We start from the raw sequence: 15,244 nt of genomic DNA, 5'->3' as shown, positions 1-15,244 counted from the left end.
CCAGTGTGGGAAAGGCCGCCGCCGGACGCCACCCCTCGTAAGGGACCCCTTGTAACGGACTCCCCGGCCCCGCGAGGGCAGGCGCCGGACTAGACCTCGGGAAGCGAGGCGTCGGGCGTCCAGGGGGACGGGGCCGTCAGGGACCAGCGTTCGTGGTCGCGCCAGGCGCCGTCGATGTAGAGGTAGGCGGGCGAGAGGCCCTCGTAACGGAAGCCCAGGCGCTGGACCACCGCCAAGGACGCCTTGTTCGCGGGCTGGATGTTCGCCTCCAGCCGGTGGAGCCGCAGGTCGTCGAAGGCGTGCCGCAGGGTGACCGCGAGCCCCTCGCTCATGTAGCCCCGCCCCGCGGACGGGGCGAAGGCCGCGTAGCCGAGGGACGCGCCCTGGTAGCGGCCCCGGATGACCGAGTTGATGTTGACCGTACCGGCGGCCGCGCCGGTCTCCCGGACACGGATCAGGAAGCCCAGGTTGGTGCCGTCGTCGAAGCGGCGCATCCACTCCTGGAACTCCCGCGCGGTCGACGGCAGCCGCATCCACGGCGCGTGGAGCTCGGCGCTGGCCCGTACGAGCGCGCAGAACTCGTCCTCGTCGGCGAGGGTGAGCGGGCTCAGTTCGACCCGCGACGTCGCGGGCCCCGGGGGAGAAGCGGGAGGCGCGGGGGACACAGGAGACGAAGGAGACACGGGGGGTATGTGAGGTACGGGCGGCATGGGCTCATGCTAGGGGCAGCAGAGCCGGGCGCCACGGGCCGGCCGCCACGGGCCGGCCGCCACGGGTCGGCCACCGCAGGCCGGCCACCGCAGGCCGGCCGCCACGGGCCGGGCGCTCCGGCCGAGCGGCCCGGGACACGCTGCGGGGAGGCCCCGGAGCGTCGCAGCCTCCCGCATCGTCTACAGTGCAGTAGACGTACGGGCGGTCGGCGCACGAGTCCCCGCCCCCTCCCGTACCCCTCGAAACCCTCCGGAAAGAGATCCGATGAGCGTGATCAGCGTCGGCCAGGCCGTCATCCTCGGAGCCGTCGAAGGGGTGACCGAGTTCCTCCCGGTCTCCTCCACCGGCCACCTCAAGATCACCGAGGGCCTGATGGGCATCCCGGTCGACGACGACGCCGTCATCGGCTTCTCCGCCGTCATCCAGGTCGGTGCCATCGCCGCCGTGCTCGTCTACTTCTACAAGGACATCGTCAGGATCCTCACGGCCTGGGTCACCGGTCTGCGGGAACCGGAGGAGCGCTACCACCACGACTACAAGTTCGCGTGGTGGGTCATCTACGCGACGATCCCGATCGTGCTGGTCGGGCTGGCCGCCAAACCACTGATCCAGGGCCCGCTGGCCTCGCTGTGGGTGGTGGCGGCCTCCCTGATCGTCGGCAGTGGTGTGATGTGGGTGGCCGACCAGATGAGCCGGCACAAGCGCGGTGAGGACGACACCTCGTTCAAGGACGCGATGCTGGTGGGCAGTTCGCAGATCCTGGCCCTGCTCTTCCCCGGCTTCTCGCGGTCCGGCGCCACTATGTCCACCGCGCTCCTCCTCGACCTCGACCGGGTGGCCGCCACCCGCCTGTCGTTCTTCCTCGGCATCCCCGCCCTCACCGGCGCCGGCATCTACGAGCTGAAGGACGCCCTCGGCACCGGGGTCGGCGCAGCCCCGCTGATCGCCGGGACCCTCGTCTCCTTCGTCGTCGCGTACGCGTCCATCTCCTGGCTGCTCAAGTTCGTCGCCAAGCACTCCTTCAACGCCTTCGTGATCTACCGGATCATCATCGGTGTCCTGCTTCTCGGCCTCCTCGGCACCGGCGTCCTGAGCTGACGCCACGACGGCCACGACGGCCGGCGCCGTCCACGACGCTCCCCCCCCCCCGCTCCCCCCGTGCCCCCTGTGGCTGAGGAAACGCCAACGCGCGTGACTTGACGGGTACGTCCGCCTACCGTGGGCAGTCGCGGGACGTCCGGCCGTCACGGGGGCGCACGGCGGGCCGCGGAGGGGGGATCCGTCATGGAGTCCGGGAGCGGCCTGGGACTGCGCGGCCGCAGCGGCATCGTGTCGCTCGTCGACGAGTGCCTGAAACAGCCGCCCACTGCCGACCGGCCGATCACGATGCTGCTCGGCCCGCGCGGCAGCGGCGCCAGCGAGGCCCACAGCGCCCTGATGGAGCACTTCGGCCCCGACCACCCCTTCGCGTACGTCAACTTCGGCACCGCGCAGTCGCTGCTGCCCCGCTACGCCCTCGCCCTGCTCGCCCGCCAGCTGGAGCGCAAGCTGCCCCGGTACGGCCGCTCCCGCTTCCCGCTCCTCAGCCTCGGGCTGCTCGCCTCGGACGAGCTGCTCAACATCCGCGGCATGGCGCAGGGCCACAGCATGGCGCAGGGCCGCCGCGCGGTGCAGCGCCAGCTCGACCACTTCCAGCAGGCCAACGAGGCCCGGCACGGCGACTACCTCGCGGCGTTCTTCGAAGTGGGCGTCGAGGCCCTCGGCCTTCCCGAAGGCGCCTCGTCCCTCGCCCTCGCGGTGTTCCAGGACGCCCTGCGGCGCGGCCGGCGCCTGCCCGTGCGCGGCCTCGCCGGGCGGCTCACCACCGGGGCGCAGTGGTTCGGCGCGCACCCCCTGATCCGCAGCGGCGACCGGTGGGAGGCGCTCGTCGAGCTGAACATGTGGCGCCACGACGGCGACGAACAACAGCAGGAGCGGCTGGACCGGGTGCTGTTCTCCGCGTTCCTGGAGGACCTGCGCCGCAACACCGCCCGCAACTTCATGCCCCGCTCCCACCTGCTCCTGCTGGACAACACCCACGCCCCGTACGGCAGGCGCTTCCTCGACCTGCTCGTACGGGCCCGCCACGACGACACGGTCGTCACGGGCGGCGCGTGCGACCCGCTCACCGTCGTCGCCAGCGCCAACCGCTGGCTGCCCCGCTGGGGCCCGGCCACCGGCGACGCCTGGCCGTGGCAACTGCGCGGCCCCGACCGCGCCTCCCTCTCCGACTGGCACACCTACCGGCCCACCCGGGACGGCGAGGACACCTGGTGGTACCCGCTGCGCCTGCGCGACCTCAACCTCGACGAGGTGCGCATCCGGCTCGAACTCCAGCTCGGTGGGCACCCGGAGCTGGCGCCGTACACCCGCCTCACCCCGTTCGTGCACCGGCTCACGGGCGGTCTGCCGCGCGCGGTGCAGCAGATCCTCGACGTGTTACGCCAGTCGGGCGCCCCGGCCGAGTCCGGACCCGACCAGGACCGCTGGCTGCGCAAGCTGCCCGACCGCCAACTCCGTACGGGCGAGGTCAGTTCGACCCTCGCCGAGACCGCCCTCGGCCATCTGCTGCGGGGCATCGACCCGGTCGAGCGGGCCGTGCTCGCCGAGTGCGCCGCCGCCCGCGACCTCTCGGTGGGTACGCAGGTCCTCGGCCACGGCGAGGAGTTGTTCGGCGAGATGCGCTCACGCTGGCTGCTGGCCGGGCCCGGTACGTTCGTCCCCACCCTCCACCCCTGGCTGCGCCGCCTGTTGCTCTGGCAGCTCGCCCGCCGCCCGGACGACTGGGACCGGGCGCACGAACGGCTCGCCGAGCACTACCGGTCCCAGGGCCGTCCCGTCCAGGAGATGTACCACCGCCTGGCCGCCCACCGGGTGGACGACGTGGCGGACGAGCTGCTGCGGCGCTTCACCGCGGTGCCCGCGGCCCAGTGGATCAGCGAGTTCGACGCCGTCACCTCGGCCCCCAACCGCCTGCCTGACGAAGGCGGTCCGCTGGAGCTGCTGGCCGCGCTGGGCTCGCGGCGCGGGGCCGCCCTGGCCGTGGACGCGGCCTCCGTCATCCAGGGGCTGGTCGTCGCGCGGTGGGTGTGGAGCGATCCGCTGGCGGACCCCGGGATGCGGCTGTCCCACCTGATCGCCGAGGGATTCACCCAGCTGTCCCAACTCCGGAGGAACGACATCGTGCCGCTCTTCAACGAGGCCGAACGGTACCGCCATTGGCGGCATCCGCAGACGACGGGGGAGGTCTGATCCCATGGTCAGAATCGAATGGCCGCTGCACATCGTGCGCCGGGTCGTGCTCGCCGTCGTCGCCGCCACCGTCCTCGCCGTGGGCGGCTGGTTCGCGGTGTCCTGGCTGGAGGACAGCAGGGCGCGGTGCGGGGACGGGGTGGTGAAGCGCGGGGAGGACCAGGAGTGTGTCGGGGTGACGGACGGCTCGTACGTCTTCCGGGGCCACCTCACCCCGGTCGAGAAGGAGATCGAGAAGGAGAACAACCGCGTCGAGAACGGCGACGAGCCGTACGTCAGCGTCGCCTACATGACGTCCTTCACCCTCGACGGTACGGACAGCAACTCGGACGAATCGGTGCGGCACGAGCTCCAGGGCGCCTACCTCGCGCAGTACCGGCACAACCGCGGTGACCTGGCCGCGTCCCCGAAGATCCGGCTGCTGATCGCCAACACCGGTGGCGGCTCGGCCCATTGGCGCTACACCGTCGGCGAGCTGATCAAGCGCAAGAACACCGGCGACAAGCTCGTCGCGGTCACCGGCCTCGGCCCCAGCACCGACGCGAACCGCGCGGCCGTCGACCTGCTCTCGAAGCAGGGCATCGCCATGGTCGCGTCCACGATGACGGCGACAAGCATAAAGGACATACACAACTTCGTCCGGGTGTCGCCCACCAACGCCGACGAGGCGTACGCCGCCGCCGCGTACCTCAAACGGAAGAAGTTCCGTACGGCCGTCGTCGTGCAGGACGCGGCGAAGGGGAACCTCTACGCCACCACCCTGGGCTCGGAGTTCACCCGCGCCTTCCCCAACCGCGCCACCGGTCACCGGCTGGTCGCCGAGACCATGACGTACGACTCGTCGGTCGCCAACGCCTGGGAGAGCGAGATGAACTTCATGTCGTCGCAGCTCTGCGACGAGGAGCCGCAGGTCATCTACTTCGCCGGGCGCGGCACCCACCTCATGCGGTTCCTCGACGCGCTCTCCAACCGCGCCTGCCAGAACGTGGAGTTCACCGTCATCGCCGGTGACGACACCACCAACCTGACCAGGGAGCAGCTCGCCGCCGCCGCGAAGACCCAGGTGCGGGTGCTCTACACGGGGCTGGCCCACCCGGACATGTACCGCACCGACCCGCATGCGGTCTCGGCGCCGTCCGCGCGCTACTTCGCCGCGGGCGGCTTCCTCGACACCACGTTCCCCAACAACTCCCGGGAGGACGGCCAGGCGATCATGGCGCACGACGCGGTCCTGACCGCGGCGCGGGGGATCCAGATGGCCGCGAGCGAGGGGAAGGTCACCGTCACCGGGGACGCGGTGGCCCGGATGTTCCACCAGATGAACGGGGGCCAGCAGGTCGCCGGGGCGAGCGGTTTCCTCTCCTTCCAGAACAACGGCAACCCGCGCGACAAGGCCGTCCCCGTGCTGCGGCTGACGGCGACGGGGCGGGCGGAGTTCGTGGAGGTCTCGGCCGCGCGCGGCACACCCCGGGAGGGGCAGTGAGCGGGACGGGCAGAGGGACCGCTCAGCCGGCCAGGAAGTCCAGCAGCGCCGGATTGACGATCTCCGGGTGCGTCCAGGCCACGTTGTGCGGCCCGCCGTCGACGGTCACGAACGTCAGGTCCTTGATCAGCCCCGGCAGCCGCTTCGCCGTGTTGTCGTAGGGCAGGATCCGGTCCGCGTTGCCGTGCACGAGCAGCGTCGGCACGTCGATCTTCGGCAGGTCCTCGCGGAAGTCCGTCAGCCACGTGTCCACGCACGCGTACGCGGCGTGCGCCGAGGCCGCCACCGCCACGTTGAAGCTGTTGGCCCACGCCTGGTCGCTGATCCGGGTCCCGGCGTACTGGTCGACGTTGTAGAAGTTGTCCAGGAAGGACTTGAAGTACGCGGGCCGGTCGGCGACCACCGCCTCCTTGATGCTGTCGAAGACCGCCTTGTCGACCCCCTCCGGGTTGTCGTCGGTCTTGAGGAGGTACGGCGGTATCGCGCCCATCAGCACGGCCTTGTCGACCCGGCCGGAACCGTACGTACCCAGGTAGCGCGTGACCTCGCCCGTCCCCATCGAGAAACCGACCAGGGTCACCTCCGGGAGCCCGAGGTGGTCGAGGAGGGCGTTGAGGTCGGCGGCGAACGTGTCGTAGTCGTAGCCCACGACGGGCTGGCTGGAGTTGCCGAAGCCCCGGCGGTCGTACGTGATCACGCGGTACCCGGCCGCCAGCAGCACCCGCTCCTGCTTCTCCCACGAGTGCGCGTTCAACGGATAGCCGTGGATCAGGACGACGGGCCGGCCGCTGCCGTGGTCCTCGTAGTAGATGTCGATGGGGCCGCTGTTCTCCTGGCCGACGTTCACGAACGGCATGACGGTGCCCTCTCTCTCGCTGCCGGGACCGGACTTCCCAGTCAACGCCCCTCGGCGGAGCCTCGCCACCGGGAGGCGGGGGCGCCGCGGGCGAGCCCTACGGCCCCGGACGGCGGAGCGACGCCCGCACGATCTTCCCGTCGTCGCCGAGGGGCACCACGGTCACCTCGGCCAGCCGGTTGACCAGCGGCCAGCCGTACCCCCCGGGCAGCCACTGCCCGCGGTGCTCCCGGGCGACCGGCGGCACCGGGCTGGCGTCCTGCACCACGATCTCCACCGCGCCGGACCGGACGGCGACCCGGAACGCCGTCACACCACCGGCGTGCCGCAGGGCGTTCGTCACCAACTCCGAGACGACCAGGAGCACATCGCCGAGCGTACGGTCCGGGGCCGGGTGCCCGGCCAGGAAGGCGCGCGTCAGCGCGCGGGCCTCCGCCGCGTCCGCCGGGCGCGCGTCGAACCACACCGGCGCTCCCGTGACGGCGTTGTCCGCCCCGTCGTCGACCGTGGTCATCCCCGCACCCCCGTACGCGGCCGTCGTGCGAGCCGATTGGTACCTGTTTCTTCCCTGTGTCTTCCCTGTGCCCCGTGAGGCGCCAGGTGACCCGTCGGACGTCCCATCCGGCGTCCGGCGAAAAACGCGGAGTTGTCCGCCGAAGAGCATCGCATGTTTCACGTCATTCTCGCCGTCGGATTCCTCACACCGCCGGTCCCGCCGCCCGGCCCCGCCGCCGCCCGCCCCGTGTGCCGCCGCCGCCCGTCGGCCCTCCCGCCGTCCCCGTACGGACCGCCGGAAGCGGTGTGGCCCCGACACGCCCGGAATGATGCTCCGGTTGTCGCATATGCTTCCGCCCGGAAACGACGCCGTGAACGCCGCGTCGTTCGCACGAGGGGGTGGAGTGTGGTCGAGTTGCCCGTTGACCTGTCGTCGCGTTCCGCGCGGGTCCCCCGGACCCGGGGAGCGGTCCCCGCGCAGGACGACTCCGCGCTCGACGGCGATGCCGCACACGCCGTCGACACGGTGATCCTGCTGGTCGAGGACGACGCCGGTGACGCGCTGCTGGTCGAGGAGATGCTCGCCGACAGCGACCTGGACTCGTCGCTGACCTGGTGCAAGTCGCTCGCCGAGGCGCAGCGGTTCCTCGACGCCTGTACGACCCCCGTGTGTGTCCTTCTCGACCTCCACCTGCCCGACGTCCACGGCCTCGACGCCGTCACCCGTATCGTCCGCACCGCCCCCGACGCCGCGATCGTCGTCCTCACCGGCACGGCCGAGGGCGAGGCCGGGCTCATGGCCGTGGCGACCGGGGCCCAGGACTACCTGGTCAAGGGCCGCCTCGACCCGGAGACCCTGAGCCGCGCGGTGCGCTACGCCCTCCAGCGCAAGCAGGTCGAGCGGACCACGGCGGCGCTCCGCGTGAACGAGCTGATGGCCCAGGAGAACGCCCGGCTGGAGCGCGGCCTGCTGCCCGTGCCGCTGCTGCGGGACGACAACTTCCAGGCGGTCGCCCGGTACGAGCCCGGCCGCGCCCACGGGCTGCTGAGCGGGGACTTCTACGACGTCGTGCAGACCGCCGACGGCACCGTCCACGCGGTGATAGGTGACGTGTCCGGCCACGGCGCCGCCGAAGCGGCCCTCGGCGTCTGCCTGCGGGTCGCCTGGCGCACGGCCGTGCTGTGCGGCACCGAACAGCTGGAACAGGTGCGGCTCCTGGAGGAGATCCTCGTCGCGGAGCGCTCCGACCCGCACGTCTTCGCCACGGTCACCTCGCTCGACTTCGTGCCCGGCGGCCGGAGCGTCCGCGTCGTGCGGGCCGGCCACCCGGGACTGCTCGTCCGCGACCGGTCCTCGGTGGTGTGGGAGGAACCCCAGGTCGGCATGGCCCTCGGGCTGCTGCCCGGGGTCGGCCGCTGGGGCAGGACCGAGCTGGCGCTGCCGCCCGGCGGACAGGTCGTCCTCTTCACCGACGGGCTCTTCGAGGGCCGTACGGGACCGTCGTCGCGCCTCGGCGAGGACGGCCTGCTCGCCCTGGCCAGGAAGCACGGCACCCTGCCGGCGAGCGCCTTCGTGGACGCGCTGGTGGAGGAGGCGGCGGAGGGCGCCGCCCCGTACGGAGGTCTCGCGGACGACGTGGCCGTACTTCACCTCGGTTGGGGCACACGGTGAGAGGCGCCGGCGCGCGGGACCGTACGAGCGGCCCCGTGACGGCGCGGACCGCACGGGGACCGGGGCCGGCACGAGCACCTGGACCGGGACGAGCACGGAGGATGTGACGCATACGCACAAGGAACGGATTCCCGGGCAGGGCGGTACGCCCCCGGCCCGGCCACCCCACCCCTCCGCGGCCCCCTCGGCCCGGCGCGCCGCGCTCACCCGCCTCTCCGTGCAGGGCTGGGTCCGCCTGATCCTCGCCGCCGTGGTGCTGGTCGTCTGCGTCTGCGCGACCGTCGGCGGGGTGCTGCTCTCCACCACCAACGCCCGCACCGACGAACTCGTCGACCGCATCCAGCCCGCCAGGGCCGGTGCCCTCCTCGTCCAGAGGTCGCTGCTCGACCAGGAGACCGGCGTACGGGGCTTCGCCCTGACCGCGGAGCCCTCCTTCCTCGCCCCCTACGACCAGGGCCGCGCCGACGAGCGCCGCTACACCCGGGCCCTGGCCGCCGAGGTGGCCTCCGACCGTCAGTTCAAGGCCGACCTCAGCCGTATCTCCCGCGCCGCCGACGAGTGGCGCACCGGGCAGGCCGAACCGCTGATCGCCTCCGTACGGGCACGGGGGGCGGAAGCCGCCTCCGCGGACCGGCTCACCCGGAGCAAGGCCGCCTTCGACGAGCTGCGCCGCCTCTTCGCCGTACAGCAGACCCACCTGGACACCGCCCGTGACCGGGCCCGGGACGAGCTGAACCACGCCCGCACGCTGCGCGACGTCGTGTTCTTCACCCTCCTCGTCGTCTTCCTCCTCGCGGTCGGCGTGTTCGCGCTCGTGCTCCACCGCATGGTCGGCCGGCCGCTCAACGCGCTGCGCGCCGCGTCGGACGGCGTGCGCGCCGGGGCGTTCGACCGGCGCATCGAGGTCGGCGGCCCCTCCGACCTGCGGGCCGTCGGCGACGCCGTCGAGGACATGCGCCGCCGCCTGGCCGACGAGCTCGCCTCGACCCGCTTCCGCGAGGACCGCCTCGCCGAACAGTCCGAGGAGCTGCGCCGCTCCAACTCGGAGCTGGAGCAGTTCGCGTACGTGGCCTCGCACGACCTCCAGGAGCCGCTGCGGAAGGTCGCCTCGTTCTGCCAGCTGCTGGAGAAGCGGTACGGGGACGAACTGGACGACCGCGGCAAGCAGTACATCGACTTCGCGGTCGACGGCGCCAAGCGCATGCAGATCCTGATCAACGACCTGCTGACCTTCTCCCGGGTGGGCAGGGTCCACGACGCGTGGCGGACCGTCGACCTCGACCACACGCTGGACCGCGCGCTCGCCAACCTCGCCCTGGTCGTCGAGGAGTCCGGCGCCACCGTCGAACGGACGGACCCGCTGCCCCGGATGAACGGCGACCCGACCACGATCGCCATGCTCTGGCAGAACCTCATCGGCAACGCCGTCAAGTTCCGCCGGGAGGGCGTGCCGTCCCGCATCGTCGTCGGCTGTGCCCGCGAGGGTGACGAGTGGCACGTGACCGTCACGGACAACGGCATCGGGATCGCCCCCGAGTTCGCCGAGAAGGTCTTCGTCATCTTCCAGCGGCTGCACGCCCGCGACACCTACGAGGGCACCGGCATCGGTCTCGCCCTCTGCCGCAAGATCGTCGAGTTCCACGGCGGCAGGATCTGGCTGGAGCCCGTGGAGACCGGTGGCACCCGGGTCCACTTCACCGTGCCCGCGCTCGACGTATCCTCTCCGGAAGGCGCGCCCTCGGAGGAACCGCCTCAGGACGCCCTTCTCACCCTTCCGCCGGGAGCCGCCCAGTGAACTCACCCATCGTGCCGGTGCAGCCCATCGCCGTCCTCCTCGTGGAGGACGACCCGGGCGACGAGCTGATGACCCGCGAGGCGTTCGAGGACAACAAGATCCGCAACGACCTCCACGTGGTGCGTGACGGGGAGGAGGCGCTCGACTTCCTCTACCGGCGCGGCCCGTACACGGACGCTCCCCGGCCCGACCTGGTGCTGCTCGACCTGAACCTGCCCAAGTACGACGGCCGTCAGGTGCTGGAGCAGATCAAGACCGACCCCGAGCTGGCGCTCATCCCCGTGGTCGTCCTGACCACGTCGTCGGCCGAGGAGGACATCCTCCGCAGCTACAAACTGCACGCCAACGCCTATGTCACCAAGCCCGTCGACATCGATCAGTTCATCGCCGCGGTACGGCAGATCGACGAGTTCTTCGTCTCCGTGGTCCGCCTCCCCGGGCGGACGTGACAGCCTTCACGGCGATCGCCGGGCATACCCCTGGCATCGGGGGGCATAAGCCGTCCCGAGACAAGGGGGGTGCCCGACGCCCTCGGGTGCGTGGGCAGGAGCACGATGAACGAACAGACAATGAGTGGAATGAGTGATTCGGCTTTCGCGTCCGGCGCGGGAGCGTACGTGCAGCCCCTGGTCCGGGCCAGCCAGTTCACCGGCGAGCCCGGCTGCATCGCGGAGGCCAGGATGCTGGCGGACCGTTTCCTCCAGCAGCTGGAGGCCGAGTGGCTGGCCGACGTGGGGGAGCGCAGGCGCGGTGACCTGCTCCTGGTCGTGAGCGAGCTGGTCACCAACGCCGAGCGCCACAGCCACGGCCCGTACCTCCTGGAGCTGGAGGGCACCGACCGCCAGGTGACCGTGACGGTGTACGACAGCAGCGCGACGCTGCCGCGCCGCTTCGAGCGCGACCCCGGCCGCCTCGGCGGGCACGGCCTGGAGATCGTTCACGCCCTGTGCGACCGCCTCACCTCGGAACTGGTCCCGGTCGGCAAGCGGGTCCGGGCGGTCTTCGACCTCTGAGCGGCCTCACGAGACACGCTCCGAGCCGCCTCCCGCGACACGCCCCGGACGGCACCCGGCGGCCTCAGCTCGCCCCCTGGCGCCCGAACCAGTCCAGGCACAGGACCAGCGCGTCGTCGGTGGAATCGGCCTCCCGGTACGTGGCCAGCTCCTGGAGCACCGCGCGCGGCACCGTCGCCGCCGGCAACAGGCTCGTCGCGTTGATCGCCCGCGCCAGTGCCCGCTCCCCGTAGATCTCGCCCTGCGGCGACACCGCCGCGTACACCCCGTCGCTGACGAAGAAGAACCGGTCACCGGGGAGCGCCCGGAACGTCTGCACCCGGTAGTCCGACTCCTCGAACATGCCGAGCGGCAGCTGCGCGTCGAAGTCGATCCGCTCCACCGTCCTGTCCCGCCGCCGCCACAGCTGCGGCGACCCCGCGTCCACCGCCTCGACCATGCCGGTCGCCAGCTCGAAGCGCAGCAGCAGCGTCGAGACGTACGACGCGCCCCGGTGCTGCTCGTACAGCGCCTGGTCGGCCAGCGCCGCCTGGTCGGCGATCCCGATCCCGGCCCGGCGGGCGTTGCGCAGCGCGTTGACCGCGAGATTGGTCAGCAGGGACGCCTGGATGCCCTCGCCCATCCCGTTCGTCACCGCGAGGGTCAGCTGGTCGCCGTCCGAGGACCAGTCGAAGTTGTCGCCGTGGATGGCGTACGCGGGCTCCAGCTGGGCGCCGATCGCGTACTCCAGCGCCGTGCAGGCCCGCGCCGGGAGCAGCTCCCACTGCATCTCCGCCGCCAGTGTGAGCCGGTTCACCCGGCGCGCCCGCCGGTACAGGTCGGTGTCGCGCTCCGCCACCAGGATCTCGTGGCCCAGCAGCTCGGCGACCTGCGTCAGCTCCTCGACGGTCCCGGGGGTCGAGCGGTCGCCCGGCAGCCGTACGGTCAGGATCCCCAGCCGCTCGCCCCGCACGGTCACCGGCAGGTGGTGGTCGACCGCGTCCCGGTGCCTCACCTGCTCGCCGTTCGGCTCCTGGCTGCCGAACGCCCGGCCCTCCGGCGTGTTGTGCAGCGACAGGGCCTCGTCGGGGTCCGGGGCGCCCGAGACGCCCGTGACGGGCTGGAGCACCGTGAGACCGTAGTCGGCGAGGTACAGCCGTACGGAGGTCGCTCCGTACGGGGCGAGCGCACCGCTGAGCGAGTCCATCAGAGCGTGCGGCGCCGCTGTGCGAACCGCTCTTTCGACGTCCGCGAGTAGAGTCACTGTTGTTCGGGCCTTCTCTGCCAGGGTCGGGTCCGTCTGGGCTGACAAAGGCCCGTGCCGGATGAAAGAGTGAATCGATGTCCCGCTTCACCGGTCAGCCGCGCCAGCCCGAGCAGGTTGCCGAGGCCGCGTCCGATGCCTCGGAACTGCTCGAGGTGCTGTGGGGGCGAGGTCAGGAGGCCGCGCCTTCGGGGCCCGTCTCGCCTTCCCAACTACGTGCCCTTCTCGTCATGGAGAAGTACGAGGGGGCCAATCTGCGGACCCTCGGTGAGGTCCTCGGCTCCCGGCCGTCGTCGCTGAGCCGGCTCTGCGACCGGATGGAAGCCATGGGGCTGGTGGTCCGCTCGCCGAGCCCGACCAGCCGCCGCGAGGTGGAGCTGCGGCTGAGCCGGCGCGGCCACCAGGTGCTGGACGAGTACCGCGCCTTCCGGACGCGCGAGGTCGCCCTGGTGCTGGAGCAGATGGATCCGTCGGACATCCTGATGCTGGCGAAGGGCCTCACCGCGTTCCGTGCCGCGGCGACCGAACGCCTCGGCGCCGCGGACGGCGCGGCCGAGGAGCCCGCGCGGGACCACGTGGCGGACAGCGCGTAGCTTCATTCAGCCCCTACTTCCTGGGATGGGCACGTTACTCCGCGCGACATCACTTCGCGCACGACATCGCCGCTCAGGAGGCGCGCGGGGCGGCTCCGGAGCAGTGAACAGATTGTTGCTCACCAGAGAATGTTGTCAAATGGCAACTATCACTTCTATCGTGGGTGCCACCGTGTTGTGAACGCCCCTTCCGCCGCCCCGAAGGAACTACCGTGCTACCTCCTCACAACGCAGGCCGGACCGTGGGAGTGACGGTGCGACAGGAGGGCGGATCGGCCGTTCTCACTGTTTCCGGCGAACTGGACCTCGACAGTGTCGGGTCCCTCACCACGGCGCTCGCCGAGTCGGGCGGGTCCGTCACGGGCGCGGTCGTGGTGGATCTCTCCGCTGTCGGCTTCGCCGACTCCACGACGGTGAACGTGCTCCTCCAGGCCCGCGCCGCCCTCGGCCCCCGGCTGCGCCTCGCCCGGCCCTCCGCCTTCGTGCGGCGCCTGTTCGCCGTGATCGGCCTGGAGACCGCGCTGCCCCTGTACGAGACGGTCGAGGCCGCTCTCGGCGCGGACGCCGGCGAGCGGGAGGCCCGGTGACGCCGGGGAGGAAACCGGGCCGCCGGGCCGCTCACCTCGCCTGAGGGCCTTGGCTCGCGGTTGCGGGGGTAGACGTCGGAACGACCGACGCCGCAAGACGTGACCGATCTTCGGGGTGAGCCACATGTACCACCCGCACCATCCCTCGCACACGAACCACTCGAACCACGCGCCGCGCCCACAGCCGCGCGACAGCCCCTTCCCCCCGCCCGCGGAGTGCGATTCCCGGCCACAGCTGGCGGCCGACGCCCGTGACGCCGCGTACGGCTTCCTGGCGGGCCTCAGCCCGGCGCCCTCGCCCCGCAGGACCCAGGACGTCATCCTGGTCGTGTCCGAGCTGGTGGCCAACGCGCTGCGGCACGCGGGCGACGTCACCTCCCTGCGGCTGCGCGCGGACTGCCGCAGCCTCCAGGTCGCCGTGGACGACCCCAGCCCCGCGCAGCCGCAGGACCGTACGCCGGACCTCACCGGCCGGACGGGCGGGTTCGGCTGGCCGATGATCCAGCGCCTGGCGCAGAAGGTCACCGTCCTGCCCCGCGCGGACGGCGGGAAGACCATCCGGGCCGTGCTCGCCCGCTGACCGCGCCTCCCGGCCTCCGGCGGCGGATCCACGCCAAGGACCCGCGCCCCGCGTTTTCCCCGCCTCCCGGGCGCGCATCCTTCCGGTGAGACGGAAGGAGCCCCATGGGAGAGCGGGGAGAGCACAGCACGCGCGAGGCGGCGGCCGGATTCGCCGGGCTGCCGGGGGCGGTCGCGGTCTCGCACCTGACCGTGTACGACTGGGAGGCCGCCGACGGCCTCCGGGGAGGCACCCCGCACATCCACCTGACCTGCTCGGAGGGGTACGTCGTGACGGCGGGCCGCGGGGCCGTCCAGACCCTGACCGGCACCGGCGGCCTCGCCACCACGCCGCTGGAGCCGGGAGCCCTGGTGTGGTTCACCCCGGGGACCGTCCACCGCCTCGTCAACGAGGACGGTCTGCGCCTGGTCGTGCTGATGCAGAACAACGGACTGCCGGAGGCCGGGGACGCGGTGCTGACGCTGCCGCCGCCGTACCTCACCGACCCGGGGACGTACGCGCGAGCCGTCCGCATACCCGACGGCACCGAGGCCGAGCAGGCGGCCGCCGCCCGCCGGCGGCGCGACCTGGCCGTCGAGGGCTACGGGGCGCTGCGTACGGCGGCCGGGCGCGGCGACCCGGAGCCGCTGCGGGCGTTCCACCGCGCCGCCGCCGCGCTGGTCCGGCCCCGGCTGGCGGACTGGCGGGCCCGCTGGGAGGCGGGGGCGGCCGAGGCGGCGCGGGCCACCGGGGACCAGCTCGACCGGCTGGCGGCGGGGGACTCCTCGCACCTGGCGGGGGCGCGGCTGCGGTCCCGGACACCGGACGCGCGGGGGCGCTTCGGCATGTGCGGGCGGCTGGACACCTACGACCTCGGAGCCGCCGCCGGTGACCGGGCCGGCGACGTATGAGCGGTACGCCGTCCGGACGTACGGGAACGGCGCCG

The 15,244-nt window shown here is 72.2% G+C and carries 15 protein-coding genes; 11 read left to right on the top strand and 4 right to left on the bottom strand.

Annotated features, from left to right (window positions below; all coding sequences use genetic code 11):
* Nucleotides 1-89: 89 nt before the first annotated feature.
* A complete protein-coding gene (locus tag HA039_RS03800; protein ID WP_243869104.1) occupies nt 90-683 on the bottom strand; it encodes a GNAT family N-acetyltransferase in 594 nt (197 codons plus the stop codon).
* 292 nt (nt 684-975) lie between these two features.
* On the opposite strand from HA039_RS03800, the gene HA039_RS03795 reads away from it, so the two are divergent.
* The 3 genes from HA039_RS03795 (at nt 976) to HA039_RS03785 (ending at nt 5,485) form a co-directional block, all read left to right on the top strand.
* A complete protein-coding gene (locus tag HA039_RS03795; protein WP_167023731.1) occupies nt 976-1,809 on the top strand; it encodes an undecaprenyl-diphosphate phosphatase in 834 nt (277 codons plus the stop codon).
* A 186-nt stretch (nt 1,810-1,995) separates the two neighbouring features.
* Nucleotides 1,996-4,002, top strand: coding sequence for a hypothetical protein (locus HA039_RS03790; RefSeq protein WP_167023728.1), 2,007 nt, complete (start codon nt 1,996-1,998; stop codon nt 4,000-4,002).
* 4 nt (nt 4,003-4,006) lie between these two features.
* Nucleotides 4,007-5,485 (top strand): type 1 periplasmic-binding domain-containing protein, encoded by a 1,479-nt coding sequence (locus HA039_RS03785; RefSeq protein ID WP_167023725.1) that lies wholly within the window; start codon nt 4,007-4,009, stop codon nt 5,483-5,485.
* Nucleotides 5,486-5,507: 22 nt separating this feature from the next.
* Here the strand turns inward: HA039_RS03785 and HA039_RS03780 are convergent, their stop codons facing one another.
* Together HA039_RS03780 and HA039_RS03775 are read right to left on the bottom strand one after the other, a co-directional pair.
* Nucleotides 5,508-6,341 carry an alpha/beta fold hydrolase gene (locus HA039_RS03780; RefSeq protein WP_167023722.1) on the bottom strand — a complete coding sequence of 278 codons (834 nt, stop codon included), beginning with the start codon at nt 6,339-6,341 and terminating at the stop codon, nt 5,508-5,510.
* A gap of 97 nt (nt 6,342-6,438) precedes the next feature.
* Nucleotides 6,439-6,855: an ATP-binding protein gene (locus tag HA039_RS03775; protein WP_167023719.1), complete on the bottom strand. Its 417-nt coding sequence runs from the start codon at nt 6,853-6,855 to the stop codon at nt 6,439-6,441.
* A 396-nt stretch (nt 6,856-7,251) separates the two neighbouring features.
* Between HA039_RS03775 and HA039_RS03770 the strand changes: the two genes are divergently transcribed.
* From HA039_RS03770 to HA039_RS03755, 4 genes are all read left to right on the top strand, one after another.
* A complete protein-coding gene (locus HA039_RS03770; RefSeq protein WP_425086402.1) occupies nt 7,252-8,508 on the top strand; it encodes a PP2C family protein-serine/threonine phosphatase in 1,257 nt (418 codons plus the stop codon).
* Between the two features lie 217 nt (nt 8,509-8,725).
* A complete protein-coding gene (locus tag HA039_RS03765; protein WP_167036137.1) occupies nt 8,726-10,303 on the top strand; it encodes a sensor histidine kinase in 1,578 nt (525 codons plus the stop codon).
* Nucleotides 10,300-10,752 carry a response regulator gene (locus tag HA039_RS03760; RefSeq protein ID WP_208298534.1) on the top strand — a complete coding sequence of 151 codons (453 nt, stop codon included), beginning with the start codon at nt 10,300-10,302 and terminating at the stop codon, nt 10,750-10,752. Before HA039_RS03765 ends, HA039_RS03760 begins: the two co-directional genes overlap by 4 nt.
* 129 nt (nt 10,753-10,881) lie before the next feature.
* On the top strand, nt 10,882-11,316 hold the full coding sequence (locus tag HA039_RS03755) for an ATP-binding protein (RefSeq protein WP_243869103.1): 435 nt from the start codon (nt 10,882-10,884) through the stop codon (nt 11,314-11,316).
* A 64-nt stretch (nt 11,317-11,380) separates the two neighbouring features.
* Here the strand turns inward: HA039_RS03755 and HA039_RS03750 are convergent, their stop codons facing one another.
* On the bottom strand, nt 11,381-12,502 hold the full coding sequence (locus HA039_RS03750) for a PP2C family protein-serine/threonine phosphatase (RefSeq protein ID WP_167023710.1): 1,122 nt from the start codon (nt 12,500-12,502) through the stop codon (nt 11,381-11,383).
* 134 nt (nt 12,503-12,636) lie between these two features.
* Here HA039_RS03750 and HA039_RS03745 point away from each other — a divergent pair, with 134 nt between their 5' ends.
* From HA039_RS03745 to HA039_RS03730, 4 genes are all read left to right on the top strand, one after another.
* Nucleotides 12,637-13,152: a MarR family winged helix-turn-helix transcriptional regulator gene (locus HA039_RS03745; RefSeq protein ID WP_167023707.1), complete on the top strand. Its 516-nt coding sequence runs from the start codon at nt 12,637-12,639 to the stop codon at nt 13,150-13,152.
* Between the two features lie 242 nt (nt 13,153-13,394).
* A complete protein-coding gene (locus HA039_RS03740) occupies nt 13,395-13,739 on the top strand; it encodes an STAS domain-containing protein (RefSeq protein WP_167036131.1) in 345 nt (114 codons plus the stop codon).
* 124 nt (nt 13,740-13,863) lie between these two features.
* Complete coding sequence (locus HA039_RS03735) at nt 13,864-14,319, top strand: ATP-binding protein (protein WP_167023704.1); 456 nt, start codon at nt 13,864-13,866, stop codon at nt 14,317-14,319.
* 104 nt (nt 14,320-14,423) lie between these two features.
* Nucleotides 14,424-15,209 (top strand): cupin domain-containing protein, encoded by a 786-nt coding sequence (locus tag HA039_RS03730; protein ID WP_167023701.1) that lies wholly within the window; start codon nt 14,424-14,426, stop codon nt 15,207-15,209.
* Nucleotides 15,210-15,244 lie beyond the last annotated feature (35 nt).

This window comes from Streptomyces liangshanensis, assembly GCF_011694815.1.
Taxonomy (GTDB): Bacteria; Actinomycetota; Actinomycetes; order Streptomycetales; family Streptomycetaceae; genus Streptomyces; species Streptomyces liangshanensis.
The sequence above is the reverse complement of the archived record's forward strand: the minus strand, read 5'-3'. Positions and strand labels throughout refer to the sequence as shown.